This is a genomic window from Pseudomonas sp. Van50 (genome assembly GCF_055390755.1).
Map to the genome: position 1 here is coordinate 575,955 of NZ_AP024343.1, position 24,526 is coordinate 600,480.

22 protein-coding genes and 1 pseudogene are annotated in these 24,526 nt (G+C 62.4%); 13 read left to right on the forward strand and 10 right to left on the reverse strand.

The features are described from left to right. Positions 1 to 5 precede the first annotated feature (5 nt). The 3 genes and pseudogenes from ACZ5M5_RS02500 to ACZ5M5_RS02510 all read right to left on the reverse strand — a co-directional run bounded on the left by ACZ5M5_RS02500 (position 6) and on the right by ACZ5M5_RS02510 (position 1,747). On the reverse strand, positions 6 to 263 hold the full coding sequence (locus ACZ5M5_RS02500) for a phosphopantetheine-binding protein (RefSeq protein ID WP_060739511.1): 258 nt from the start codon (positions 261 to 263) through the stop codon (positions 6 to 8). Beyond that, positions 244 to 1,052: pseudogene (locus tag ACZ5M5_RS02505) on the reverse strand (lysophospholipid acyltransferase family protein). The gene ACZ5M5_RS02500 and the pseudogene ACZ5M5_RS02505 overlap by 20 nt, the downstream one beginning before the upstream one ends. After that, complete coding sequence (locus tag ACZ5M5_RS02510; RefSeq protein ID WP_060739509.1) at positions 1,028 to 1,747, reverse strand: beta-ketoacyl synthase chain length factor; 720 nt, start codon at positions 1,745 to 1,747, stop codon at positions 1,028 to 1,030. Before ACZ5M5_RS02510 ends, ACZ5M5_RS02505 begins: the two are co-directional and overlap by 25 nt. A gap of 357 nt (positions 1,748 to 2,104) precedes the next feature. Here ACZ5M5_RS02510 and ACZ5M5_RS02515 point away from each other — a divergent pair, with 357 nt between their 5' ends. Continuing rightward, positions 2,105 to 2,872, forward strand: a complete 768-nt coding sequence (locus ACZ5M5_RS02515; protein ID WP_060739508.1) for a ParA family protein — start codon at positions 2,105 to 2,107, stop codon at positions 2,870 to 2,872. A gap of 24 nt (positions 2,873 to 2,896) precedes the next feature. On the opposite strand, the gene ACZ5M5_RS02520 is transcribed toward ACZ5M5_RS02515, so the two are convergent. Beyond that, positions 2,897 to 3,898 (reverse strand): GntR family transcriptional regulator, encoded by a 1,002-nt coding sequence (locus ACZ5M5_RS02520; protein WP_060739507.1) that lies wholly within the window; start codon positions 3,896 to 3,898, stop codon positions 2,897 to 2,899. Positions 3,899 to 4,245: 347 nt separating this feature from the next. Between ACZ5M5_RS02520 and ACZ5M5_RS02525 the strand changes: the two genes are divergently transcribed. The 8 genes from ACZ5M5_RS02525 (at position 4,246) to ACZ5M5_RS02560 (ending at position 11,998) form a co-directional block, all read left to right on the forward strand. Continuing rightward, positions 4,246 to 5,607, forward strand: coding sequence for an amidase (locus ACZ5M5_RS02525; protein ID WP_464738540.1), 1,362 nt, complete (start codon positions 4,246 to 4,248; stop codon positions 5,605 to 5,607). Positions 5,608 to 5,644: 37 nt separating this feature from the next. Beyond that, on the forward strand, positions 5,645 to 6,526 hold the full coding sequence (locus ACZ5M5_RS02530; protein ID WP_060739506.1) for a polysaccharide deacetylase family protein: 882 nt from the start codon (positions 5,645 to 5,647) through the stop codon (positions 6,524 to 6,526). 27 nt (positions 6,527 to 6,553) lie between these two features. Then, positions 6,554 to 7,894, forward strand: a complete 1,341-nt coding sequence (locus ACZ5M5_RS02535; RefSeq protein ID WP_060739505.1) for an MFS transporter — start codon at positions 6,554 to 6,556, stop codon at positions 7,892 to 7,894. An 11-nt stretch (positions 7,895 to 7,905) separates the two neighbouring features. After that, positions 7,906 to 8,667: an SDR family NAD(P)-dependent oxidoreductase gene (locus tag ACZ5M5_RS02540; protein WP_103308862.1), complete on the forward strand. Its 762-nt coding sequence runs from the start codon at positions 7,906 to 7,908 to the stop codon at positions 8,665 to 8,667. Positions 8,668 to 8,737: 70 nt separating this feature from the next. Then, positions 8,738 to 9,487, forward strand: a complete 750-nt coding sequence (locus ACZ5M5_RS02545; RefSeq protein WP_207283423.1) for an SDR family NAD(P)-dependent oxidoreductase — start codon at positions 8,738 to 8,740, stop codon at positions 9,485 to 9,487. 14 nt (positions 9,488 to 9,501) lie between these two features. Continuing rightward, a complete protein-coding gene (locus ACZ5M5_RS02550; protein WP_192261917.1) occupies positions 9,502 to 9,801 on the forward strand; it encodes a hypothetical protein in 300 nt (99 codons plus the stop codon). Further along, positions 9,798 to 10,802, forward strand: a complete 1,005-nt coding sequence (locus tag ACZ5M5_RS02555; RefSeq protein ID WP_060739501.1) for a CobW family GTP-binding protein — start codon at positions 9,798 to 9,800, stop codon at positions 10,800 to 10,802. The genes ACZ5M5_RS02550 and ACZ5M5_RS02555 overlap by 4 nt, the downstream gene beginning before the upstream one ends. Beyond that, positions 10,802 to 11,998, forward strand: a complete 1,197-nt coding sequence (locus ACZ5M5_RS02560) for an ABC transporter substrate-binding protein (protein ID WP_060739500.1) — start codon at positions 10,802 to 10,804, stop codon at positions 11,996 to 11,998. The genes ACZ5M5_RS02555 and ACZ5M5_RS02560 overlap by 1 nt, the downstream gene beginning before the upstream one ends. A 3-nt stretch (positions 11,999 to 12,001) precedes the next feature. On the opposite strand, the gene trxC is transcribed toward ACZ5M5_RS02560, so the two are convergent. Together trxC and ycaC are read right to left on the reverse strand one after the other, a co-directional pair. Continuing rightward, entirely contained in the window at positions 12,002 to 12,424 is a 423-nt protein-coding gene (gene trxC, locus ACZ5M5_RS02565) for a thioredoxin TrxC (protein WP_060739499.1), read from the reverse strand. 173 nt (positions 12,425 to 12,597) lie between these two features. Beyond that, a complete protein-coding gene (gene ycaC / locus ACZ5M5_RS02570) occupies positions 12,598 to 13,224 on the reverse strand; it encodes an isochorismate family cysteine hydrolase YcaC (protein WP_025211469.1) in 627 nt (208 codons plus the stop codon). Positions 13,225 to 13,431: 207 nt separating this feature from the next. On the opposite strand from ycaC, the gene ACZ5M5_RS02575 reads away from it, so the two are divergent. The 4 genes from ACZ5M5_RS02575 to ACZ5M5_RS02590 all read left to right on the forward strand — a co-directional run bounded on the left by ACZ5M5_RS02575 (position 13,432) and on the right by ACZ5M5_RS02590 (position 15,742). Continuing rightward, complete coding sequence (locus ACZ5M5_RS02575; RefSeq protein WP_464739323.1) at positions 13,432 to 14,337, forward strand: LysR family transcriptional regulator; 906 nt, start codon at positions 13,432 to 13,434, stop codon at positions 14,335 to 14,337. A gap of 266 nt (positions 14,338 to 14,603) precedes the next feature. Beyond that, positions 14,604 to 14,882 (forward strand): hypothetical protein, encoded by a 279-nt coding sequence (locus tag ACZ5M5_RS02580; RefSeq protein ID WP_464738541.1) that lies wholly within the window; start codon positions 14,604 to 14,606, stop codon positions 14,880 to 14,882. A 165-nt stretch (positions 14,883 to 15,047) separates the two neighbouring features. Further along, the gene (locus tag ACZ5M5_RS02585; RefSeq protein ID WP_464738542.1) at positions 15,048 to 15,344 is read left to right on the forward strand and encodes a type II toxin-antitoxin system HigB family toxin; all 297 of its coding nucleotides are present in this window, start codon (positions 15,048 to 15,050) and stop codon (positions 15,342 to 15,344) included. Beyond that, complete coding sequence (locus ACZ5M5_RS02590) at positions 15,341 to 15,742, forward strand: helix-turn-helix domain-containing protein (protein WP_092253088.1); 402 nt, start codon at positions 15,341 to 15,343, stop codon at positions 15,740 to 15,742. Before ACZ5M5_RS02585 ends, ACZ5M5_RS02590 begins: the two co-directional genes overlap by 4 nt. Before the next feature lie 245 nt (positions 15,743 to 15,987). On the opposite strand, the gene selO is transcribed toward ACZ5M5_RS02590, so the two are convergent. The 4 genes from selO to ACZ5M5_RS02610 form a co-directional block, all read right to left on the reverse strand. Next, complete coding sequence (selO, locus tag ACZ5M5_RS02595) at positions 15,988 to 17,451, reverse strand: protein adenylyltransferase SelO (RefSeq protein WP_464738543.1); 1,464 nt, start codon at positions 17,449 to 17,451, stop codon at positions 15,988 to 15,990. A gap of 37 nt (positions 17,452 to 17,488) precedes the next feature. Continuing rightward, a complete protein-coding gene (gene mscK / locus ACZ5M5_RS02600; protein ID WP_464738544.1) occupies positions 17,489 to 20,851 on the reverse strand; it encodes a mechanosensitive channel MscK in 3,363 nt (1,120 codons plus the stop codon). A 34-nt stretch (positions 20,852 to 20,885) separates the two neighbouring features. After that, on the reverse strand, positions 20,886 to 22,628 hold the full coding sequence (locus tag ACZ5M5_RS02605; RefSeq protein ID WP_060739492.1) for a potassium/proton antiporter: 1,743 nt from the start codon (positions 22,626 to 22,628) through the stop codon (positions 20,886 to 20,888). Positions 22,629 to 22,841: 213 nt separating this feature from the next. Further along, positions 22,842 to 24,467, reverse strand: a complete 1,626-nt coding sequence (locus tag ACZ5M5_RS02610; protein WP_060739491.1) for a methyl-accepting chemotaxis protein — start codon at positions 24,465 to 24,467, stop codon at positions 22,842 to 22,844. Positions 24,468 to 24,526 lie beyond the last annotated feature (59 nt).

The following is a 24,526-nucleotide window of genomic DNA, read 5'->3' on the forward strand; positions in this document are numbered from 1 at the left end:
CGGTCTCAGGGGCGTTTTGCAGTGACGAAGGCCGCAAGGCTTGCCACATTGCTGAAATGGTTACGAGTGTCCTTGGCGTCGGCGTCGATCTTGATGCCGTACTCCTTCTGGATCGCCAGGCCTAGCTCCAGGGCATCCACCGAGTCCAGGCCCAGGCCTTCGCCGAACAGGGTCTGGTGGTCGCCGATGTCGTCGACTCCAATATCCTCCAGGCCGAGGGCGTCGATGATCAGCTGTTTGATGTCACGGTGCAGATCGCTCATCTTCGGCGAGCTCCTTGATGAAATAGTGATGCAAGAAATCGTTGAGCCTGCGCGAAGCCTGGGGCGGCGGGCCGAGCGCGGCGAACGCCTGTGGATCTATATCGGCCCCGACGTGAAAACTGAAGTGCACGCGGCGCCGGGGGATGCGATACCAGGGTTCGGCCTTGGTCAGGGTCGTGGGGTTGACCTTGATCGTGACGGGCGTGAGGATTTTCGCACCCCGCAGGGCGATGGCCGCGGCCCCCGATGAAAGGCCGGCACTTGGCCTGGCTGGGTGCGCGTCCCTTCGGGAAACACGATCAGTGTCTGGCCATCTTGCAGGGTATCGCTGGCGGCATCGAGCATGTCCATGCTGCCGTCGTTGCTGATGTACTGGGTTGAACGCAATGGTCCACGGGTAAAGGGATTGTCCCACAGGCTTTGTTTGACCACGCAGTTGGCGTTGGGCACCAGCCCGATCAGGAACACCACGTCGATCAGCGAGGGGTGATTGGCAATGATCATCTGCCCGGGGCGCCCGAGCCGTTCGGCGCCATCGATCTGGTAGGTGAGCACGCCGGTACGGGCCATGAACCGGATAAAGAACCAGAACAACCGCCCGACGGTGCGGCGGGCCCTTTGTCGGTGGGCCTGGGCATCGCCGGGCAGCCAGGCCAGCAACGGAAAAACCAGCAAGCGCAGGCACAGCCCGCCCAGCCCGAACAGGGCGAAGCTTGCGGCGGTCGCGACCAGGCGCCAGTAATAGGCGTCGCGATGTTTACCGGTCACCGGTTGCGTTGCCAGGTCCATACACGATTCTTCCAGGCATGTTGGCAGGTGGTTTCGTTGTTCAGCAGGGTACGCAACAGGTCCAGGGCATGGGGCCAGTCGCTGCCGGATCGTTGGTCGGCCTGCGCGGACAGGTCCAGTTGCCAGTCGTCGCCCGGCGTCAGCAGCAGGCCCATGGCATAGGGGAAGGGCACGTCATCGACCCACGGTGCGTAGACCTGCGGCGGCTGTTCTTCGGTGATCACCAGCAACACCGCTGGCGAGCCTTCGTTCAACAAAGCGGCGGCCTCCAGCACACCGTGTTCCAAGCCGTCGCCGGTGGCGGCCAGGGCGGTCATTTCGCTGGTTTCGCCGCGCATGATCGACCACAGGCCGATCACCGCGTTGTGCACCGACAGGCTGAACTGAGTTGGCGACAAGGGCTGGTCGGCCGCCAGGTCCTTGAGAATCTCAAAAGTGCGCGGGGTTTCGCCGTGGCGGGAAATAAAGACCAACGGTAGGTCCGGCTGGCCCTCGGCCAGTGGCCAGCCGACACTGAAGGCCATCCGCGCCAGGCGGCTGAGGCGACGACGCTGCATGGCAGGCAGGAACGATACGTCAGGGGCGGCATCACTGGCCGGCAATACAACCGGCTGTCGGCTCCAGGCCTGCCAGTCGTCCACGCTTTCGAGCCCAGGGGCCCACGCGCGCCATTGGGCGATATTGAAATTGATCAAAACTCATCCCACCCCTGCGGGCTTTTATTGTCACGGTTCAGTGGTTTGACCCGCGTCCAACCCTGCATGGCCTTGCGACCCAAGTGGCGCGCATTATCCCGGTGCGGTTGGCTTGTAGCAAATACTGGTTACATTTTGCCCAGCAAAATGTACGAGTCGGTCCGCTCGATGCCTGGCTTGGACCATTATCTCGATCGTCACGGGCTTGTCTGTCGGTTGTTTCTGTCTTTATCGGGCACGATTGACGTCTGAATCGTTGGAAAAGCCACTGTTGCTGTAGTCCTTCTACGCAGAAGGTAGCTAAGCAGTGTCGCGGCCTACTACACTCGGGAATCTTTGATACACGGAGGTTTTGACATGCGGCGTGTGGTGTTCAATCAGAAAGGTGGCGTGGGCAAGTCCAGCATCGCCTGCAATCTGGCGGCCGTCAGCGCCAGCGAGGGCTATCGCACGCTGTTGGTGGACCTGGATGCCCAGGCCAATTCCACTCAATACCTGACTGGCCTGACCGGCGACGATATCCCCATGGGCATTGCCGACTTCTTCAAGCAGACCCTGTCGTCCGGGCCTTTCTCGAAAAAGAACAAGGTGGATATCTACGAAACGCCGTTCGACAACCTGCACGTGATCACCGCCACGGCGGAGCTGACGGACCTGCAGCCCAAGCTCGAGGCGAAGCACAAGATCAACAAGCTGCGCAAATTGCTCGAAGAGCTGGAGGAGGATTACGACCGGATTTACCTGGACACCCCGCCAGCGCTGAATTTCTATGCGGTTTCAGCGTTGATCGCCGCTGATCGGGTGCTGATTCCGTTCGACTGCGACAGCTTCTCCCGTCAGGCCTTGTACGGCCTGCTGGCGGAAATTGAAGAACTCAAGGATGACCATAACGAAGGCCTGGAAGTCGAAGGCATCGTGGTCAACCAGTTCCAGGCCCGCGCCAGCCTGCCGCAGCAGATTCTCGACGAACTGATCGCCGAAGGCCTGCCGGTATTGCCGGTGTACCTGAGCAGTTCGGTGCGCATGCGCGAATCCCACCAGGCCAGCCTGCCGCTGATCCACCTTGACCCGCGGCACAAGCTGACCCAGCAATTCGTGGACCTGCATGGGTTGCTGGAAAGCTGAGGGCTGGCCGCCGACCATGGGCGATCAGCTGATTTTGCTCAGGTAGGGTGGCAAGTCCTGCTCCGGCACGACCGATAGCACCTTGAGGCGTTGCAACATCCGTTGCCGGGCGCGTTGCAAATGCTCCTTGAGGTTCAGCGCGGCGGCGTCGAAGGCACCGTGTAGCAATAGTTCCAAGATCAGGCGGTGCTCGGCCAGCATGGCGGGGTCCGCGCCGATTCCCAGCAGCCGGGAAAAAATCCGGCTGATGATCATCGGGCTTTGGGCCTGGCGAATCAGTGCTGCCATTTTGCGATTTTGCAGGCCGCTGAGGCAGTGCTGGTGCAGGTCTTCCTCGATGCGCTGGATCGTCTCTTCCGGGCAATGCTCAGCCTGTTGCGCTTGGGTTACCCGTTCCAGCATGGCTTGCAGTTGCTCGCGGCTCAGCCCTGGCGCACTTTGACGTAGCGCCTCAGGCTCCAGGCAGGCGCGCAGCTCATAATCTTCGGTGACTTCCCGGGCAGTGAGCGGGCCGGCCAGCCACTGTGAGTAGGGCTCTTTTTCCAGCAAGCCCCGGTCCCTCAGGCGCATCAAGGCTTCTCGCACCACGGCCCTGCTCACGCCGTAATGCTCGGCGGCGGCTTGTTCATCGAGGCGGTAGTGCCCGAAGGTAATGCAGGTCAGTAACGCGCTGCCGATTTCTTCGTGGATCCGCTCGCCCAGTGGTCGCGTGTCCACCCGTTCTTCGCCACGCGCCAGGCCAAGGTGAACATGGCTCAAGGGCAGGCGCAGCGGCTCGATATCCAAACCCAGGGGATTGATCAAGTACCCACGCCCGTCAAAACGGCTGATCAACCGCTCTTCGTGCAACAAGTCCAGCGCCTTGCGCACCGGAACACGGCTGGTGCCGAACAGCTCCGCCAGCGGTGCTTCCAGTAACACCAAGCCCTGCAGTGCGGTGCCCTCGGTGATTGCATCACGCAATACCTGATGAATCATCGCGTAGCGAGACGCGGTGCGCGGGTCTTGGGCTGGCGCTGCTTTCATCGATTCCTCTGGGCATGACGGCGATGGAGGGATTCTCTCACAGTGTCCAGTGTCACTGAGGGTCACATTGGCGCGCCCTTTCGTGGGGCTCGCTCCATCAAAACGTTACTTTTATGCACCTAAATGTATCTTTTATAAAAATATACATTAGATAAGCCTGCCATCCGGATGTTGGCCAGGGCCCTGCTCATCCAAGTCATTCGCGCGGCTCTAAGCTGATGGTTACAGCCCCTCGGGAGACTTTGGCGCTCAGCGGCTATGGACTGCGCAAGCGTAGCTGGCACGAAATCTGCTCCATATAAAATGTACATTTTAATAATAGATACGTTTTTTGGATGCCGTAGCCCATGAGCCCATTTTCCTCGCTGGATGCCATTGCACTCGCCGAAGCCTTCGCGTCAGGGCGCACCGATCCGGTCCAGGTGCTGGAACAAGCGCTGGAGCAAGCCGCTCGCGCCGAACACGTATTCGTGTCGCTGACCGACGCCCGGGCCCGGCGTGAAGCGCAGGCCTCGGCGGCGCGCTGGCGTGCCGGGCAACCGTTGAGCGGCTTCGACGGTGTGCCGATGGCCTGGAAGGATTTGTTCGACGTGGCCGGCAGTGTCACCACCGCGGCAGCGGCGGTGCGCCGGAACGCACCGCCCGCGCTGTTGGATGCCGCCAGTGTCAGCCTGCTCAGCCGGGCCGGCATGGTCTGCCTGGGCAAGACCAACCTCAGCGAGTTCGCCTATTCAGGGCTCGGCCTCAACCCGCACTTCGGCACGCCGGTCAACCCGTTCAGCGATGCACAACCGCGGATCCCCGGCGGCTCCTCCAGCGGTTCGGCGGTCGCGGTCGCGGCGGGCATCGTGCCGATCGCCATGGGCACCGATACCGCCGGTTCGATCCGCGTCCCGGCGGCTTTCAACGCTCTGGTGGGGTTTCGCGCCAGTTCCCGTCGTCACAATCGCGATGGGGTATTTCCCCTGGCCCACAGCATCGACAGCATCGGCCCGTTGACTCGCAGCGTGCGTGACGCCTGGATGATCGACGAACTGCTTCAGGGGCGCGACCCACGACAAGCGCCACCGGTGCGCAGCCTGGCCGGGCAGCGTTTCTGGGTCGAGCAAGCGGTGCTGGAGGATGCCCGTGTCGAGGCCGCGGTGCGGGCCAATGTGCTGGCCGGTGTCCAGGCGCTGCGCACCGCTGGGGCGCTGGTAGAGATTCGGCCATTGCCGGCTTTCCAGGCCAGCCTTGCGCTGATCCGCGACCACGGCTGGCTGGGGGCCGCCGAGGCGTTCGCCTTGCATGAGGCCTTGCTCGACAGCGCCGATGCCGAACGTCTCGACCCACGGGTACGCCGGCGTCTCGAAGCGGCGCGGCCCATGACCGCCAGCCAGGTGCTCAAGCTTTACGACGCGCGATCGACCTTGCAACGCCAACTTGTCGAGGAGCTCGACGGCGCGGTGCTGATCACGCCGACCGTGGCCCATGTCGCCCCGCCGCTGGCGCCTTTGGAGGCCGACGACGAACTGTTTGCCCGTACCAATCTCGCGACCCTGAGCCTGACGATGCCCGGCAGTTTGCTCGACATGCCCGGCGTCAACCTGCCCAGCGGCCGGGACAGCCAGGGGCTGCCCACAGGCCTGCTGCTCAGCGTGCCTCAAGGCGAGGATGCCCGGCTCCTGCGAGTCGCACGCTCGGTCGAAGCGACGCTGGCCAATTCCTGATTGATGTTTGAACAACCACCACAACCGGAGGCCGATCATGGCTAAAGATATTCTTTGTGCATTTGGGGTCGATGTCGACGCCGTGGCGGGCTGGCTCGGCTCCTACGGCGGTGAAGACTCACCCGACGATATTTCCCGCGGCCTGTTTGCCGGTGAAGTCGGCTCGCCGCGGCTGCTCAAGTTGTTCGAGCGCTACGGCCTGCGCACCACCTGGTTTATTCCCGGGCATTCCCTGGAGACCTTCCCCGAGCAGATGAAAGCCGTGGCGGATGCGGGCCACGAGATCGGCGTGCACGGCTATAGCCACGAAAACCCCATCGCGATGACCCCACAGCAGGAAGAGGCGGTGCTCGATAAATCCATCGAGTTGATTACCCAGGTGACCGGCAAGCGGCCTACCGGCTATGTCGCGCCCTGGTGGGAGTTCAGCAAAGTGACCAACGAGCTGCTGCTCAAGAAAGGCATCAAGTACGACCACAGCCTGATGCACAACGACTTCCATCCCTACTACGTTCGCGTCGGCGACAGCTGGACCAAGATCGACTATAGCCAGCACCCGGACACCTGGATGAAACCGCTGGTGCGTGGCCAGGAAACCGATCTGGTGGAGATCCCAGCGAATTGGTACCTCGACGACCTGCCGCCGATGATGTTCATCAAGAAATCGCCCAACAGCCACGGTTTCGTCAACCCGCGGCATCTCGAAGAGATGTGGCGCGACCAGTTCGACTGGGTCTATCGCGAACACGAACATGCCGTGTTCACCATGACGATCCACCCCGACGTCTCCGGGCGTCCGCAGGTGCTGCTGATGTTGGAGCGCCTGATCGAACACATCCAGGGCCATGCCGGCGTGCGCTTTGTCACGTTCGATGAAATTGCCGACGACTTCATTCGCCGTAACCCCCGCAGCCGCTGATCCGGCATTTATTCGAGGCGTGTTCTCATGTCCATCTACAACAAACTCGACCTGACTGGTTGGAAACCCGAGCAATTGACGCCGGCCCAGGTGCGCTTTGCCACCTGGATCGCTTTTTTTGCCTGGGTATTTGCGGTCTACGACTTCATTCTGTTCGGCACGTTGTTGCCGGAAATCGGCCGGCACTTCAATTGGAGCGAAGTCGAGCAAGCCGAAATCGCCACCTGGGTGGCGGTCGGCACGGCGGTGGTGGCGTTGGCCATCGGCCCGCTGGTGGACCGCTTGGGCCGGCGCATGGGGATCATCTTCACCGTCAGCGGCGCGGCGATCTGTTCGGCCCTGACGGCCATCGGCGGTGCCTGGGGCAAGTCCCCGTTGATCCTGATCCGTTCTCTCGGCGGGTTGGGTTACGCGGAAGAAACCGTCAATGCCACCTATCTGAGCGAGCTCTACGCCGCCTCCGATGACCCGAGGCTGGCCAAGCGACGTGGCTTCATCTACAGCCTGGTGCAGGGTGGCTGGCCGGTGGGCGCGCTGACCGCCGCCGGATTGACCGCCGTGTTGCTGCCGACCATCGGCTGGCAGGGCTGTTTTATCTTTGCGGCGATCCCGGCCATCGTCATTGCGATCATGGCGCGCAAGCTCAAGGAAAGCCCGCAGTTCCAGATCCACCAGCGTATCGGCCAGTTGCGCAAAAGCGGCGCGGTCGCCGATGCCCAGGCAGTGGCGTCCACCTATGGCGTCGACTATGAGGAACACAGCAAGGCCGGCCTGGCATCGGCCTTTCGCGGCACGTCGCGGCGCGCGACACTGGTGATCGGCGCGGCGATCCTGCTCAATTGGGCGGCGATCCAGGTGTTCAGCGTGCTCGGCACGACGGTGATCGTCAGCGTGCACCATATCTCCTTCGAAAACTCGTTGATCATCCTGGTGCTCTCCAACCTGGTGGGCTACTGCGGTTACCTGAGCCATGGCTGGATGGGCGACAAGATCGGCCGGCGCAATGTCATTGCGTTGGGCTGGATGCTGGGCGGGCTGTCGTTTGCCGGCATGCTCTACGGTCCGAGCAACCTGCCGATGGTGGTCGGTCTCTACAGCCTGGGCCTGTTCTTCCTGATCGGGCCCTATTCGGCGGCGCTGTTCTTCATCGGCGAGAGTTTCCCCACCAGTATCCGCGCCACGGGCGGCGCGATTATCCATGCCATGGGGCCGATCGGCGCGGTAGTGGCCGGGTTCGGTGCCACCCAGGTGCTGGCGGCGGGGGGGAACTGGCAGACCTCGGCGCTGTACTTCGGCGCGCTGCCTTGTTTCCTCTCTGGCGCGCTGATGTTCGCGGCACGCCATGTCCGTCCAGAAACGGTGAAATAAGGAGGCGGCTGATGACTCGTAGAGTTGCATTGATTACCGGTGCCGCCAGCGGCATCGGCCAGGCGCTGGCCGTGGCGTATGCCCGTCACGGTGTGGCGGTGGCCGCCGGCTATCTGCCGGCGGACCCTCACGACCCGCAAGACACCCGCCAGCAGATCGAGGCGTTGGGTGGCGAATGCCTGATGCTGCCACTGGACGTCACCGACAGTCGTTCGGTGGATAACCTGGCCGAGCAGGCATTCAGCACCTTCGGGCGTCTTGATTACGCGGTGGCCAACGCCGGCCTGCTGCGCCGTGCGCCTCTGTTGGAAATGAGCGACGAGGCCTGGAACGCCATGCTCGATGTCGATCTGACCGGGGTGATGCGCACCTTCCGCGCCAGCGTTCGCTACATGAGCGAGGGCGGTGCGTTGGTGGCGATTTCTTCAATCGCCGGTGGCGTGTATGGCTGGCAGGACCATTCTCATTACGCCGCGGCCAAGGCCGGTGTGCCAGGGCTATGCCGTTCGCTGGCGGTGGAATTGGCCGGGCAGGGGATTCGCTGCAATGCGGTGATCCCGGGCCTGATCGAGACGCCGCAGTCCTTGGACAGTAAAAATTCCCTCGGGCCCGAAGGCTTGGCCAAGGCGGCCCGGGCGATTCCGCTGGGGCGAGTCGGTCGGGCCGATGAGGTGGCGTCGCTGGTGCGGTTCCTGACCAGCGACGAGTCCAGCTACCTGACGGGCCAGAGCATCATCATTGACGGCGGTCTGACCGTGCGTTGGCCGGATTGAAGCCGGGCGTCACGGGTTTTGTTTTCAGTGATGGCCATCCCTGTTTGCCCTGGATCTGGAGGATTGTCCCATGCAACAACTGTTCAACCGCCGCGCCGTGATCACCGGCGCCGGCAGCGGTATCGGTGCCGCCATCGCGCGGGCTTATGCCGCGCAAGGCGCGCGCCTGGTGCTGACCGATCGCGATGCCGAGCGTTTGTCCGCCACTGCAAACGACTGTCGCGCACTGTCGGTCGAGGTGTACGAGTGCGTGGCCGATGTCGGCACGGTCGAAGGGGCCCAGGCTGGGGTCGATGCGTGCGTCGAGCAGTTCGGCGGTATCGATATCCTGGTCAACAACGCTGGCATGCTGACCCAGGCGCGTTGCACCGAGCTGAGCATCGACATGTGGAACGACATGCTCCGGGTCGACTTGACCAGCGTATTCATCGCCAGCCAGCGAGCCTTGCCGCATATGCTGGCGCAGCGCTGGGGACGGATCATCAACGTCGCCTCGCAATTAGGCATCAAAGGTGGGGCCGAGCTCAGCCACTACGCGGCGGCCAAGGCCGGGGTGATCGGTTTTACCAAGTCACTGGCCCTGGAAGTGGCCGCCGACAACGTGTTGGTCAATGCCATCGCCCCCGGGCCGATCGAAACACCGCTGGTGGCCGGCATCAGTGAAAGTTGGAAACAGGCCAAGTCCGCCGAACTGCCTTTGCGACGCTTCGGCCTGGCCACGGAAGTGGCGCCCACTGCCGTGTTGCTGGCCAGTGACCCGGGAGGCAACCTGTTCGTGGGGCAAACCCTGGGACCGAATGCCGGCGACGTCATGCCATGAAGGAGTGCTGAAGCATGTGTGGCTTGTGCGGTCTATTGGGCGAAGATGTGCATTGGAGCGATCCGCTGGGTGATGGGCTGCCCCGGCGTCGCGAGCGATTGCGGCGGATTTCGGCGATCAATCGCGTGTTGGCGCCGTTACGGCTCAAGGTCGAGGATTTCCAGGGCACGGCATATCTGCTGCTGGGCGCCACCGGGCGGCAGGAACTGGCCAGCGGGCTCGACCAGCTGTGGAGCCTGGCAGAGTCGATGACGGGCCGCGCGGCGGATCCCCTCGACCCGGTCCTGCTCCAGTCGTTGGAGCCGGCCTCATGAGCATCGCCCTGAACGTCGTGACCGGGTTTCTCGGCAGTGGCAAGACCACTTTGCTCAACCGTCTGCTGCAAGACGAAAGCCTCGGTGACACAGCGCTGCTGATCAATGAATTCGGCGATATCGGCATCGATCACTTGTTGGTCCAGGAGGTGGCGCCGGACACGGTGTTGTTGCCCAGTGGATGCGTCTGCTGCTCCATTCGCGGCGAGTTGAAAGACGCGTTGCTCGATCTGCTGGCGCGGCGTGACCGGGGCGAGATCCCGCCCTTTCGCCGGGTGATCCTGGAGACGACCGGGCTGGCCGATCCGGCGCCGATCCTGGCGACACTCAACAACGACGTGCAATTGCGCGGACGCTTCCATGTCGGCTTGGTGGTGACGCTGGTCGACGCCTGTCACGCCGAGTTGCAGGCGCGCATCCATCCGGAGTGGCTGGCCCAGGTGGCCGCCGCGGACCGCCTGCTGCTGAGCAAGACCGATCAGGCCGCTGCGTCGGCTGTCAGCGCGTTGCGTCAGCGGCTGCAAGCATTGAACCCGGGGGTGCCGCTGCTCGACACCCACGATGTGCTCAGTGGCGATCAATTATTGTTGGGCGAAGGCCTGCGCGGCGCCGCGCCTGAAGTCGAGGTGGCCCGTTGGCAATTGCATCGTCCGCAAGGCCAGGTTACGTCGCACGGCGAGGCCCAGGTGTGCTGCCTGACCTTCGATCAGCCGCTGGACTGGATCGGCTTCGGAGTCTGGTTGTCGATGCTGCTAAGATGCCACGGCGAACGCATTCTTCGCGTCAAGGGATTGCTCAACGTGAACAGCCTCCAGGCCCCAGTCGTCATCCATGGCGTGCAGCATTGCCTGCACGCGCCGGTACATTTGCCCCACTGGCCCTGTGCCGAGCGCCAATCGCGGTTGGTATTTATTGTCAGGGGCCTGGACCCGGAGCGGTTGCGGCATTCGTTCGATGTCTTCGCCCGTTGTTTCGCCCCGGCGGTTGAGGTGAGCGCTTGATGCACAGCGGCTCACCCATCACGTTGCGGGTGCTTGGCACCTCCGTCACCTTGCTCGAATCCCTGCGGGTTCGCGCCGAACAGGACCTGGGCATTCGCCTGGTCTATCAGGTCCACAGTGTCGAGCAGGCCCAGCGCATCGCGGTGATGCAACCGGACAGCTACGACCTGTACGACCAGTGGTTTCACAATGTTGATTTCGTCTGGCCGGCACGCGCGATCCAGCCCATCGACACCCGGCGCATCGCCCTGTGGCACGAGATCAACGACCTGCCCAAGCGCGGCCGGTTGTCCGCCGCGGATCGCCCGGTCAGCGGCAGCGTGCCCAATGAGCGCTTGTACGTGCAACACGACGGCAGCCTGGGCAGCACCGTCAGCGACTACATCAGCATGTTGCCGTTGACCCACAACGCCGACAGTTTTGCCTATCGCCCGGAACGCTTGCCCACGGGGTTTTCCCGTGACAACGAGAGTTGGGGCTGGCTGCTCGATCCGGCCTGGAGCGGGCGTACCGCGCTGCAAAGCGACGCGGCGATTGGTGCCATCGACGCGGCGCTGGCGATACAGGGCATGGGTTTGGCGTCGTTCAAGGACATCGGCAATCTCAGCATCGAAGAGATCGACAGCCTGGCCGATGTGTTGGTGCGCAAACAGCGCGAAGGTCATTTCGCGGCGTTCTGGTCGGATGACGAACAGGCGGCGCAACTAATGCTCAGCCCGACCATCGACATCGAGAGCCTTTGGTCTCCGACCCTCATGCGCCTGCATCGGGCCGGGATCAAGTACCGCCTTGCCGTGCCCCGTGAAGGTTATCGCGCCTGGTTCGGCGGTTTGTCCGTGTCACGCCATGCCCGGGGAGCGGTGCTGGATGCCGCCTATGCGTTCCTTAACTGGTGGCTCTCGGGATGGCCTGGCGCGGTCATGGCGCGCCAGGGGTATTACATCAGCAACCCGCCCCGCAGCCGTGATCATTTGAGCGATGCCGAATGGGACTATTGGTACGCCGGCAAACCGGCCCGTGAAGTGTTGCCAGGCAGCGATGGCGAACCGCTGATCGACATCGGCGAAATGCGTGACGGCGGTTCGTATGAGCAACGCATGGGCCATATCGCCGTGTGGAACTCGGTGATGGACGAGCACAACTACCTGGTGCGGCGTTGGGGGGATTTTCTGCGTGCGGCCAACAAAGGCCGCTGAGCATCAAATCCCCTGGCTGCGCAACCAGCTCATCAATTGCGGCAACGGAAACGCACCGCTCTGACGCGCCACTTCCCGGCCTTCCTTGAACAGAATCAGGCTGGGAATCGAGCGGATCCCCAACTGCGCCGACAGTTGCTGGTTGGCCTCGCTGTCGAGCTTGGCCAAGCGGCATTTGCCCGCCAACTGCGCGGCGGCCTGTTCGAACACCGGGGCGAAGGACTTGCACGGCCCACACCAATCGGCCCACACATCCACCAGCAACGGCAGGTCACCCTTGATCTGGCTAGCGTAGTCGCCTTGCTTGAGTTCGAACGGTTTGCTCAATAACACCTGGGCCTTGCAGCGTCCGCACTTGGGCTGGTCGCCGAGGCGTTCGGCAGGTATGCGGTTGAGCCCGTTGCAATGGGGGCAGGGGATCAGCATCAGGTCAGTCTCCCGGAAAAATCATTGGCACAGATTGAACACTATATAGAAACCAGCACAAAAACCTGTGGGAGCGAGCTTGCTCGCGATGGCGGTGTATCAGTCAATACTGCATCGACTGTCAGACCGCTATCGCGAGCAAGCTCGCTCCCACATTTTGTACTACGTCGCTGTTACTTGGCGTTGGTCAGCGTGTTGTAGCTGGTCATCAGGTTGCGGTAGTCCGGGATGTGGTTGGAGAACAAGGTCGCCAGACCTTCCACGTCGTTGCGCCAGTCGCGGTGCAGTTCACAGGCCAGGCCGAACCAGGTCATCAGTTGCGCACCGGAGGACGACATGCGGTCCCAGGCCGATTGACGGGTCAGTTCGTTGAACGTGCCGGATGCATCGGTGACCACGAACACGTCGAAACCTTCGGCCAGGGCCGACAGTGCCGGGAAGGCTACGCAGACTTCGGTGACCACGCCGGCGATGATCAGTTGCTTCTTGCCGGTGGCCTTGATCGCCTTGACGAAGTCTTCGTTGTCCCAGGCGTTGATCTGGCCAGGGCGAGCGATGTACGGCGCGTCCGGGAACAGCGTCTTGAGTTCTGGCATCAACGGGCCGTTGGGGCCGGTTTCGAAGCTGGTGGTGAGGATGGTCGGCAGTTGGAAGTACTTCGCCAGGTCGGCCAGGGCCAGCACGTTGTTCTTGAAACGGTCCGGGTCGATATCGCGGACCAGGGACAGTAGGCCGGCTTGGTGATCGACCAACAGAACGGCGGCGTTATCTTTGTCGAGACGGTTGTAGGAAGTGGTCATGGCGTAGCCCTCATTAAGTTTTGGTTGCCGAAGGTTTCGGCGTGGTTAAGGTTTTTAATGTCGGTGTAGCGATTGATCGGTGACTCATCCGGTCGAAGCGCTCCGGCTTCAATCCGTGTTGCGTTTCGATGGGTGTAGATTAAAACTGGCACCTTTGATGCGCTAGACTGCAAAAATCCGCCTTAGCGTTCTATTTGGAGAACGATCATCGAAGACCTCAACACGCTGTACTACTTCACCCAGGTCGTGGAACACCGTGGCTTCGCCGCCGCGGGACGGGCGTTGGACATGCCCAAGTCGAAGCTCAGCCGGCGTATCGCCCAACTGGAAGATCGGCTCGGGGTACGCTTGCTCCATCGCACCAGCCGCCATTGCACGTTGACGGAGATCGGCCAGGCCTATTACCAGCGCTGCCTGGCGATGCGGGTCGAGGCCGAGAGCGCGGCGGAAGTGATCGAGCGCAACCGTTCCGAACCCCAGGGGCTGGTGCGTATCAGTTGCCCGACGGCGCTGCTCAATAGTTGGGTCGGGCCGATGCTGACCCGCTACATGCTCAAGTACCCGCGGGTGGAGTTGTTCATCGAGAGCACCAACCGCCGGGTCGACTTGATTCATGAAGGGTTCGATATAGCCTTGCGGGTGCGCTTTCCGCCGCTGGAAAACACCGACATGGTCATGAAAGTGCTGAGCAACAGCACCCAATGCCTGGTGGGCAGCCCGGCTTACCTTGAGCGCTTGTCTTCACCCGCTTCGCCGGCGGACCTCAACGGCCTGCCGAGCGTGCATTGGGGTGGGGCGCAGCGGGAATATCAGTGGGAATTGTTCGGCCCGGACGGCAGCCGCGCATTGATCCGCCATGAACCGCGCATGGTCACCGACGACCTGCTGGCCCTGCGTCAAGCGGTGCTGGCCGGCATCGGCATCGCTCACCTGCCCACCGTGGTGGTACGCGAAGACATAGCGGCCGGTCGACTGGTGGAACTGGTGCCGGGCTGGACGCCCAAGTGCGGCATCGTCCACGCGATCTTTGCCTCACGACGCGGGTTGCTGCCGTCGGTGCGTACGCTGATCGATTTTCTGGCTGAGGAATTCAGTCACAGCGACATGGCGTAGGGCCGGGCCCGTTGGTTTATGCGAGTCAGTTAAATCTCAAGCCCGTGGGAGCAAAGCTTGCTCGCGATTGGGGTGAGCAGTCGACTACGCCATTGACGGGGCTGCCGCCATCGCGAGCAAGCTTCGCTCCCACAGGTTTTGTGTCGTTTGATCCTTAACTGACCGGCATTAGCCACCCAGGCTGCCATTCATCAGGTGCGTTGCACTCAACGCCCGCCAGGCCCTCAAAAAAATCACAACGTACCTGTTCGCAACCCGGAGGTCCCATGAGCAATCCTCAAGACCCAGACACCCCACAGGCCGTGGACAACCCCAACGACGACGGCTTCGTCCTCGGCACCGCCGGCCGCGACGAAGACCCCAACGCCGCCCCGGCCTACGCCATCGACCGCCGCCACGACCGGGATGAACTGACCCCCGAAGACGCCCGCGGCATGCCCGGTTATCCCGAGGAAAAAACAGCGGCCAAACCCAAGGAGAAGGGGGTTGAAGAGGCGGAGCCGGGGATCGAGACGCCTGAGCAGGGGAACGATAAGGTTGGGTGAGCAGGACTCATATCTGCTCACATTTCTTACCGAGACCTAAATCTTTTGGCGACTAGGCTGGAAACCAGCAAGAGCTAACCATTTGTCTAACTGGCGCTATCGCAATTTGCGATGCGGCAGATTTGTGTTTAACTTCCCCATAGCAAAATGCGATAAGGACGTTGCATGCATGTGATCACTGAGAAACGCATTTGGGAGGCCAAGGAGAAATGGCCACATTCAGCGAATGCGTTGGATCAATGGTATCGGCTGATCAAGCCCAATAGCCCGGCTGATTTCGCGGCGATGAAATCCATATTTCCGGCAACCGATAAGGTCGGTCCGCTGCATGTGTTTGACATCGGTGGAAACAAGTTGCGGCTGATTGCGGTGATTCGATACCGAGCACAGCGTCTGTATATCAAATGCGTGCTTGACCATCAGGAATACGACAGAGGCAAGTGGAAGGAGGAAAAGGGATGAGTGCACTGATCGAACAAGTCGCCGCCCATTGGGAGTTTGTGTCGCCCCTGCTGCGTAAGCCCAGGAGCGAAGAGGATTATGACCGATTGGCGAGTGCTCTTGATGAGCTGTTGGCGTTGGTGGGCGAAGACGAAACCCATCCTCTCATGAGCCTGGTGGATATTATCGGCGAATGGATCGAGGCATGGGACCAGCAGCACCGGCCAATGCCCAAGGCGAGCGGTGTCGAGGCGCTGCGTTACCTGATGCGTGAACATGGCATGAGCCAGAGCGACTTGCCGGGCGTTGGTACCCAGTCGGTGGTATCGGAGGTATTGAGCGGTAAGCGTCAGCTCAATTTGAGGCAGATCCGCTGGTTGGCCGAGCGCTTCGGCGTATCGGTGGAAACTTTCATTTGATGGCTAGGCACGCTCATCGTGCCGAGGGAGCTTGCTCCCGCTTGGTTTTGTAGGAGCTGCCGAAGGCTGCGATCTTTTGATCTTTCGCTTTAGACTCAAGTGTCTGGGGAAAGATCGCAGCCTCGTTGCACTCGACAGCTCCTACAACGCAGCCCAGCGGGAGCAAGCTCCCTCGCCACAGGGTTAGCCATGCCCCCAAACAGTTATGTGTTGGGCGGGAAGGTGATTTCAGCCGTGGCGCCGCGTTACGACGAGCAACTGATCTCCAGGTGCTTGCCCCACTCCGGCGGACGTTGCGCGTAGCTGTCCATACCCGGTTGTTCCTCGAACGGCTTGCTCAGCACGGCGTGCAGGCGGCGCACTTCGTCGTAGTCGCCTGACTCGGCGGCGTCGATGGCTTTTTGCGCCAGGTAGTTGCGTAGCACGTACAGCGGGTTGACGGCGTGCATGCGCGCGCGGCGTTGGTCTTGATCGACGGGGCCTTCGCGGTTGACGCGGGCAACATACAATTCGCCCCAGGCGTCGAAGCCCTTGAGGTCGACGAAGTCATCGCGCAGGGCGCTCACGGCTTGCTCGGGGGCTTGATCGCCCAGTCGGCGGAAGAACAGGCTGTAGTCGACGCCGCTGTTCTGCATCAATTGCAGCAAGCGCTCCAGCAGTTTCTGGTCGTCTTCTTCGGCGCAGGTCAGGCCGAGGCGGCGGCGCATCAGGTCCAGGTAATGGGCCTGGTACAGCGGCAAGTACAACCCCAGGGTCTCACGCAGGGCGTCGACGCTGATGAAGGGCGTCAGGGCCTGGGCCAGGGCGCTGAGGTTCCACTGACCGATGGGCACCTGGTTGCTGAAGGAGTAGCGGCCCTGATCATCGGAGTGGTTGCAGATGAAGTTGGCATCGAAGTCGTCGAGGAAGGCGAACGGTCCGAAGTCGAAGGTGATGCCCAGGATCGACATGTTGTCGGTGTTCATCACGCCATGGCAGAAACCGTAGGCTTGCCATTTGGCAATCAGTTCGGCGTTGCGCTCGACGATTTCGCGGAACATCGCCAGGTACGGCTCCGGCTGCTCGCGGCACTCGGCAAAATGCAGGTTCAACACGTGCTCGGCCAGGGCCGCCTGCAGTTCGGGTTTCTTGGTGTAGTAGAAGTATTCGAAATGCCCGAAGCGCACATGGCTGGGGGCCAGGCGCAGCACCATGGCGGCGCGCTCCTGTTTTTCCCGCCACACCGGGGTGTCCGAGCCGATCACGCACAAGGCCCGGGTGGTGGGAATGCCGAGGGCGTGCAGGGCTTCGGAGGCGAGGAATTCGCGGATCGAGGAGCGCAGCACCGCGCGCCCGTCGCCCATCCGTGAAAACGGCGTCTGGCCGGCACCCTTGAGGTGCAGGTCCCAGTGCTCGCCCGCCTCGTTGTACACCTCGCCCAGCAGCAGCCCGCGGCCATCGCCCAGTTGTGGGTTGTAATGACCGAACTGATGCCCGGAATACACCATCGCCCGTGGCTCGGTTTCGGCCCAGAGCTTGTGACCGCCAAAAATCTCGGCGAACAGCGGTGCCTGGGCTTCTGCCGGGTCCAGGTCCAGCAACGCCATGGCCGCCGGGCTGGCGACGACCAGTCGCGGATTGTCGATGGGCTCGGGCAGCACGTGGGCCGAGAAACCGTCGCCCAGGCGGGCGAAACGGTTATCGAAGGTCAGGGTTTCCAGGGTTTTCATGGCCGTCTCCGGCGGGACGCCCGCAGGCAACCCGCGATCAGTCGAGTTTGCCTTGCGGTGGCTCAGGCACCGGCTTGATGCTGGCGACAGCCGACGGCACGGGCGTGATGGTCTTTTTGTCGGGCTCGGCAGGCACCAGTTTGTATTCCTGGCCTTGCATGTTCTTCAGATAGATTTCCATCTGCCGGAAGGAGATGTTGATGTGCTCCTTCTTGAATTCCCGATTGATGAAACGGTTGATTTCGTCCAGCACCGGGTTGCGGTCACCGAGGTCGCGTACGTGCATGCGCAGCTCATGGTCGAGGGTGCTTTCACCGAAGTTCAGGAAGTACACGATCGGCTCCGGCTCCTTCAGCACCCGTGGGTTCTCGCGGGCGGCCTTGAGCAGCAACTCACGCACCAGGTCCAGGTCCGAGCCATAGTCCACGCCCAGTTTCAGGGTTACCCGGGTGACGGTGTCGGTCAGCGACCAGTTGATCAGTTGCCCGGTGATGAACGTCTTGTTCGGGACGATGATGTCCTTGCGGTCGAAGTCGGTGATGGTGGTCGCACGAATGCGGATCTTGCTCACCGTGCCCGACAGGTTGCCGATGGTGATGGTGTCGCCGATGCGCACCGGGCGCTCGAACAGGATCATGATCCCGGAGATGAAGTTGGCGAAGATCTCCTGCATGCCGAAGCCCAGGCCCACCGACAGCGCGGCAACCAGCCATTGCAGTTTGTCCCAGCTCACGCCCAGGGTGGACAGGGTGGTGACGAAACCGACGCCGGCGATCACATAGGACAGCAGCGTGGTGGTGGCGTAGGCACTGCCCTGGGCCAGGTTCAGCTTCGACAGCACGAACACTTCCAGCAGCCCCGGCAGGTTGCGCGCCAGGGCGAAGGTGATGCCGATGATGATCAGCGCCCCGAGCATGTCGCCGATGCTGATGGGCACCATGCTCATATTGGCGCCGGTGCCGCTGGTGTATTCGTAGAGGGTGATGTTGTCCAGGTAAGAGAACACGCTGATCAGGTCCGACCAGACCCAATACAGCGCGGCGATGAAACCGCCCAGCAGGGCCAGGCGGATCAGGCGCAGGGACTGTTCGTTGACCTTCTCGATGTCCAGCGTCGGCTCCTCGACCATCGCTTCGCCATCGCCGGCTTCCTTGGCCGCCTGGCGCTTGGCCAGGGCACGCTGGTAGGCCAGGCGCCGCGCCGCCACCGACAGGCCGCGGACGAAGGTCGCCTCGATCACCAGCCAGAACATCAGCAGGTACAGGGTATTGATCAAGCGGTCGCTGAGCTTCAGCGCGGTGTAGTAGTAGCCAAAGCACACCGCCACGAACAGCGCGATTGGCAGCGCAGTGAACAGCACCCCGACGGCCTTGCGGAACAGCGAGGTGTTCCTGTGCGTCGGGCTGCTGAGCAACAGGCGGCTGAGCAACCACGCCATCAGTGCGTAGCAGGTCAGCACCACCGGCATGCCGAGCACGTCATCGGCCAGGGTCGCGGGTTGCAACTCGGCCACGGCCACCACGGCCACCAACGCCAGCACCACCAGCCCGAGGCGGCGGATCCAGCCCTGGAGGAATTCGACCTGGGGTTTCTCCCAGCGGAAATGCAACTCGGCCACGCCGCCCGGCGACAACACTCGATAGGCGGTGTAGAACACCAGCCAGGCCTGGCCGATCTGCAGCAGCGCCGCGCCGAGGTTGGCGTTCTGGCCGCGGGCGTCGATCTGCAAGGCATAGCCGCAGAGGGTCAGCGCCAGGGCCACCGGCATGGCCAGCAGGATATTGATCAGGATCGCCTGGGGGGTGTGCCACTGGCTGTCGCGCTTGAAGTGGCCGACGTCTTGGTGAACCTTGTTCAGGCGGGCATAGAGATGCTTGCGCCGCCACAGCAGCGCACCGATCAGCAGCGCCAGGGGCAGGAACAGCAGCGGCCGCTGGGTCAGGCCATCGGCCAGCTCGCTGAGGCTGGAGGCCCAGGGCAACGAGTCGATCTGTTTTTCCAGGCGCGTCGGTACGGCACGCATCCATTCGAAATCCAGCGGTTTATTGCTGGGAATCCAGAACATCTGCTCTTCGAGGGTCGCCCGCAGGTTCTGGGCGGTGCTGAGCAGTTGTTTCTGGTTGAGCTGCAAGGTGATGGATTCGTTGAGCACCGCGCTCAATTCGCGGTTCAGCCGTTCCAGCAGGTCGACACGGGTCAGGGCCAGCTCCAGCAAGGTCTTGCGCAGTTGCGGGGTGACTTGTTCCGAGGGCTGGGAGGCCAGCAGGCTGTCGACGTAGGCGCTGGGGTTGTTCAGCAGTTCACGTTGCTGGCTGACTTCGAACTGGTACAGGCGGATGTCGGCGATCTGGTCGGCCAGGTTCTGGTCGAGTTTGAGGCGCGGCAAGGTCTGGCGCTGCTTGTAGAGAATCTTGGAGAGCAGCAGGCTGCCCTTGAGCACACTGATCTGCTCGTCCAGGGCTGCGTCGGTCTGGGTCACGCTGTCCAGCAGTTGCTTGGTCTGCAGGTTCTGCTGGGTGACCTCGTTGAGGCGGTCGGTGCTTTTGAGCAGGTAGTCGGAGAGCTTCAGGTTGGCCGCGCTTTCGGTCGCCAGCAAGCTGCTGCCACCGGCCTTCTGGGCTTCGATGGATTGCTGGGTCACCGTCTCCTGGGATTGGGCCAGGCGCTTCTGGTTGATCAGGTTCTGCAGGTCCTGGATTTCCTGCTCCATGCGGGCGATTTTTTCCATCAGCAGATCGTGCTGGCCGTTGCCCAGGTCCTGCAGTTGGCTGTTGCCGGCCAGTTCCTGGCGGCGCAGCGGGATCAGTGCATTGAGCGCCGCCAACTCGGCGTTGAGCTGGTCGCGTTGCTCGCCGCTCAGGGTCTTGCCGGCGTCCCGGCCGGCCTTGAGGATGGTATTGATCTGCTGGATACGGGTCTGGCTGCTGGAAATTTCCGCCTGGGCCCGCTCGGGACGGGTCTGGGCGGTGATGATCAGGCTGTTGGCATCGGCCAGGGCTTTTTGCAGATCACCCTGCTGGGTGGAGCGATCCGTGAGCATTTGCTCGAGCTGGGGAATCGGCAGGTTGGCGTAGCGCTGCGCCACCGGCACCACCGTGGTGCCCTTGAGTCGCGCCAGTTCGCGCTGGTTCTCGATGTTCTGCTTGGGGGCAGTGGCCAGTTGCTGCTTGAGCGCCTGCAGCTTCTGCTCGTAGTCGGCCTTGTTGTTGAGCTGGGTCAACGTGCTCTGCAAGACCGCCTGCAGGGCTTTCTGGTCGGCTTCCGGCAGTTTGCGGTCGGCGATCTTGTCCAGGCTGGCCTGCACCGAAGCGCTGGCGGGAAGATCAGCGGCTTGCAGCGTGCAGACGGAGAGACTCAGGCCCAGCAGGGCGGTGGCGAAAAAGGAGCGCAGGATAGGCATAGAGACCGGTCAAGCAAATGAGAGTGGGAGCAGTTTAGAGGAACAAGCCGGGACCCGGGCGACTTCCTTCGGGGAATCTGACGCCCACTTTGCCGATCTTGTTCCCGTCCATGGCCGCGACGGTCCACAGGGTGTTGTTCCAATCCACCTGGTCGCCGACCACTGGGGCGCCGCCCACTTTCTGGGCGATGAAGCGGCCCAGGGACATGTCCGGATCGATGCCGTCCAGCTTCAACCCGTACAGCGCGGCAACCGCGGCCAGCTGGGCGTCTCCTTCGAGTACGAAGTCGCCGAAGAAGCGCAGATCCAGGCCCCGTTGCGGCGCCTGGCTGAACAGTTTTCCAAGGGCCGGCAAGTCGTGTTCATGGCCGATAACACACAGCAAATCATCGACTTCCAACACCGTACTACCCGACGGATGGAGCAGTTGCTGGCCACGAAACAGGGCGGCGATGCGGGTGCCTTCGGGCATTTTCAGGTCCCGCAGGGGCGAGCCGATGCACCACTTTTCCGCGCCCAGGCGATAGATGAACAGCTCCCACTCGCTGGTGACGTGCACTTCCAGCGCGGCCCGGGAAATCGGCAGCGGCTCGGGCGGGACGGTCACGTGCAGCAACTTGGCGACCCATGGCAGGCTCGTGCCCTGCACCAGCAGCGAGACCAGCACGATAAAGAACGCCAGGTTGAAGTAGAGCTGGGCGTGGGGCAGGCCGGCCATCAACGGGAACACGGCCAGGATGATCGGCACCGCGCCGCGCAGGCCGACCCAGGAAATGAAGGCTTTCTCGCGACCATGGAACGCCTTGAACGGCAGCAGGCCCACTATGACCGACAACGGACGGGCAAACAGGATCATCCACAATGCCAGGCCCAGGGCCGGCAGGGCGATCGGCAGCAGGTCGTGGGGCGTGACCAGCAGCCCCAGCACCAGGAACATGCCGATCTGGGCCAGCCAGGCCATGCCATCAAGCATGTGCAGGATGCCGTGGCGGCTGCGCACCGGACGGTTGCCGATCACCAGGCCGCACAGGTACACCGCCAGGAAACCGCTGCCGTGCAGGGCGTTGGTCAGGGCGAACACGGCCAGGCCGCCGCTGATGACGAGGATCGGGTAGAGGCCGTTGGCCAGATTGATGCGATTGACCAGCTGCAGCATCAGCCAGCCACCGCCCAGGCCGAGTACCGAGCCGATGCCGAACTCACGCAACAGGTGCCCGAGCAGGCTCCAGTGCAAGCCGGTTTCACCACTGGCAAGCATGCCGATCAGGGTGACGGTGAGGAACACCGCCATGGGGTCGTTGCTGCCGGACTCGATCTCGAGGGTGGCGCTGACCCGCTCGTTCAGGCCCTTGCCGCCCAGTAGCGAGAACACCGCCGCGGCATCGGTCGAGCCGACGATGGCGCCGATCAGCAGGCCCTGGATCAGGTTCAGATTGAACAGCCAGGCCGCGGCCAATCCGGTCAGCCCGGTGGTGATCAACACACCGACCGTGGCCAGGGACAACGCCGGCCACAGCGCCACGCGAAAGCTCGAGACCCGCGTGCGCAAGCCGCCGTCCAGCAGGATGACGGCCAAGGCGAGGTTGCCGACCAGATAAGCCGTGGCGTAGTTATCGAAAAGAATACCGGCGCCGTCGACACCGGCCACCATGCCCACGGCCAGGATGATCACCAGGATCGGGATGCCCAGGCGGGACGAAAGAGAACTGACCAGGATGCTCGCACCTACCAGCAACGCGCCGATCAAGAACAGGCTGTTGATGGTCGCTGCAGTCAAAGGCGTTACTCCGGGAAAACTGAGGGGCGGGCACAGACTGACCATGCAGTCTGCGTGCCAGCGATTCTAACCTGTTGAAATGTGATGCTGTCAAAAAAGGTTTGGGATTGGGGGTACAAGGCAGCAATACCGTGGCGAGGGAGCAAGCTCCCTCGCCACCAAAGCTTGAGGGTTGATCGCTCACGGTCTGTGGACGATCAACCGTTACGCGGATTAAAGGCTGAACCGCCCAACCATGCTGTTCAAGTCCACGGCCAGGCGCGACAGTTCGGCGCTGGCGGCGGTGGTCTGGTTGGCGCCGGTGGCCGATTGCACCGACAGGTCGCGGATGTTCACCAGGTTGCGGTCCACTTCACGGGCCACCTGGGCCTGTTCTTCGGCGGCGCTGGCGATCACCAGGTTGCGTTCGTTGATCTCGACGATGGCCGTGTTGATGGTGTCCAGGGACAGGCCGGCGCCACGGGCGATGTTCAGGGTCGACTCGGCGCGCTCGGTGCTGTTGCGCATCGAGTCCACGGCGTGTTCGGTGCCGCTCTGGATGCTGCCGATCATGCGTTCGATCTCGCTGGTCGACTGCTGGGTACGATGAGCCAGGGCGCGGACTTCGTCGGCCACCACGGCAAAACCACGGCCGGCCTCACCGGCACGGGCGGCTTCGATGGCGGCATTCAGAGCCAGCAGGTTGGTCTGGTCGGCCAGGCCGCGGATCACGTCCAGCACTTTGCCGATATCGCGGGACTCATTGGCCAGGTTACCGATCAGCGTGGCGGTGCTTTGTACGTCGGCACTCATGCGTTCGATGGCACCGACGGTTTCCTGCACCAGGTCGCGGCCGTCGCCTGCGGATGTGGTGGCGTGTTTCGACGCTTCCGACGTGCTGACCGCATTGCGAGCGACCTCTTCTACGGCGCTGGTCATCTCGTTGACCGCTGTCGCGGCCTGCTCGATTTCGTTGTTCTGCTGGGTCAGGCCCCGGGCGCTTTCGTCAGTGACGGCGTTAAGCTCTTCGGCCGCCGACGCAAGCTGTGTGGCGGAACCGGAGATCCGTTGCAAGGTATCGCGCAGTTTTTCCTGCATGGTCGACATCGCCCGCAGCAGGCGACCGGCTTCGTCGCTGCCGTCAACGGTGATCGGTCGGGTCAGGTTGCCCTTGGCGATTTCTTCGGCGGCATCCAGCGCGTTGGCGATCGGCTTGGTGATGCTGTTGGTCAGCAGCCAGGCGAACAGCAGGGTCAGGCCGGTAGCGATGACCAGCAGGGCGACCACCCAGTTGAAAGCGCTTGAATATTGTTGCGCCGCGCCCTTATTGAGCGCCTCGGCTTGCAGGTTGTTGATCTCCACCAAGTGGTCGATTGCGGCATTGATGGCATCTGAGTTGCTCAGCAGTTCAGTGTTGAGCAGCGCCCGCAGTTCATCGACCTGATTATTTCGCGACAGGGTTTTCATGCGCTCTTCGAGCTGACGGTACTGCCCGAGCAGTTGCACATACTGATCGTAGGCGGCCCGTTCGTCCGAAGCGCTGATGAGCTTTTCGTAGGTGGTCTGGGCCGCGCGGATCTGCTGGCTGCGTTGTTCGAGCAGATCGTAGGTTTTCTGTTGGATGTCCGGCTCGCGGTTGACCAGCAAGCGATAGGACAAGACGCGCAGGCGCAGGGTGAGCTGGGTGAACTCATTCAGGGCCTTGATGCTGGGTACGCTGTTCTGGGCGATGCTTTCGCCGGACGTGCGGATTTTGCTCATCTGGGACAGGGCAAACACCCCAAGGGCCAGCATCAGGGCGCCGATCAGGGCAAACCCCAGGAACGCCCGCGGCGCGATGTTCATATTACGTAGGGACATGGAAAGTACCGAGAGGGGCGCGTCCGTGCGGGACTGTGGCTGGTGTTAACTGACTTATC

Coding starts and splice junctions, on each gene's coding strand:
- ACZ5M5_RS02500 (WP_060739511.1), bottom strand. CDS start 263: ATGAGCGATCTGCACCGTGACATCAAACAGCTGATCATCGACGCCCTC.
- ACZ5M5_RS02515 (WP_060739508.1), top strand. CDS start 2,105: ATGCGGCGTGTGGTGTTCAATCAGAAAGGTGGCGTGGGCAAGTCCAGC.
- ACZ5M5_RS02520 (WP_060739507.1), bottom strand. CDS start 3,898: ATGAAAGCAGCGCCAGCCCAAGACCCGCGCACCGCGTCTCGCTACGCG.
- ACZ5M5_RS02525 (WP_464738540.1), top strand. CDS start 4,246: ATGAGCCCATTTTCCTCGCTGGATGCCATTGCACTCGCCGAAGCCTTC.
- ACZ5M5_RS02530 (WP_060739506.1), top strand. CDS start 5,645: ATGGCTAAAGATATTCTTTGTGCATTTGGGGTCGATGTCGACGCCGTG.
- ACZ5M5_RS02535 (WP_060739505.1), top strand. CDS start 6,554: ATGTCCATCTACAACAAACTCGACCTGACTGGTTGGAAACCCGAGCAA.
- ACZ5M5_RS02540 (WP_103308862.1), top strand. CDS start 7,906: ATGACTCGTAGAGTTGCATTGATTACCGGTGCCGCCAGCGGCATCGGC.
- ACZ5M5_RS02545 (WP_207283423.1), top strand. CDS start 8,738: ATGCAACAACTGTTCAACCGCCGCGCCGTGATCACCGGCGCCGGCAGC.
- ACZ5M5_RS02550 (WP_192261917.1), top strand. CDS start 9,502: ATGTGTGGCTTGTGCGGTCTATTGGGCGAAGATGTGCATTGGAGCGAT.
- ACZ5M5_RS02555 (WP_060739501.1), top strand. CDS start 9,798: ATGAGCATCGCCCTGAACGTCGTGACCGGGTTTCTCGGCAGTGGCAAG.
- ACZ5M5_RS02560 (WP_060739500.1), top strand. CDS start 10,802: ATGCACAGCGGCTCACCCATCACGTTGCGGGTGCTTGGCACCTCCGTC.
- trxC (WP_060739499.1), bottom strand. CDS start 12,424: ATGCTGATCCCCTGCCCCCATTGCAACGGGCTCAACCGCATACCTGCC.
- ycaC (WP_025211469.1), bottom strand. CDS start 13,224: ATGACCACTTCCTACAACCGTCTCGACAAAGATAACGCCGCCGTTCTG.
- ACZ5M5_RS02580 (WP_464738541.1), top strand. CDS start 14,604: ATGAGCAATCCTCAAGACCCAGACACCCCACAGGCCGTGGACAACCCC.
- ACZ5M5_RS02585 (WP_464738542.1), top strand. CDS start 15,048: ATGCATGTGATCACTGAGAAACGCATTTGGGAGGCCAAGGAGAAATGG.
- ACZ5M5_RS02590 (WP_092253088.1), top strand. CDS start 15,341: ATGAGTGCACTGATCGAACAAGTCGCCGCCCATTGGGAGTTTGTGTCG.
- selO (WP_464738543.1), bottom strand. CDS start 17,451: ATGAAAACCCTGGAAACCCTGACCTTCGATAACCGTTTCGCCCGCCTG.
- mscK (WP_464738544.1), bottom strand. CDS start 20,851: ATGCCTATCCTGCGCTCCTTTTTCGCCACCGCCCTGCTGGGCCTGAGT.
- ACZ5M5_RS02610 (WP_060739491.1), bottom strand. CDS start 24,467: ATGTCCCTACGTAATATGAACATCGCGCCGCGGGCGTTCCTGGGGTTT.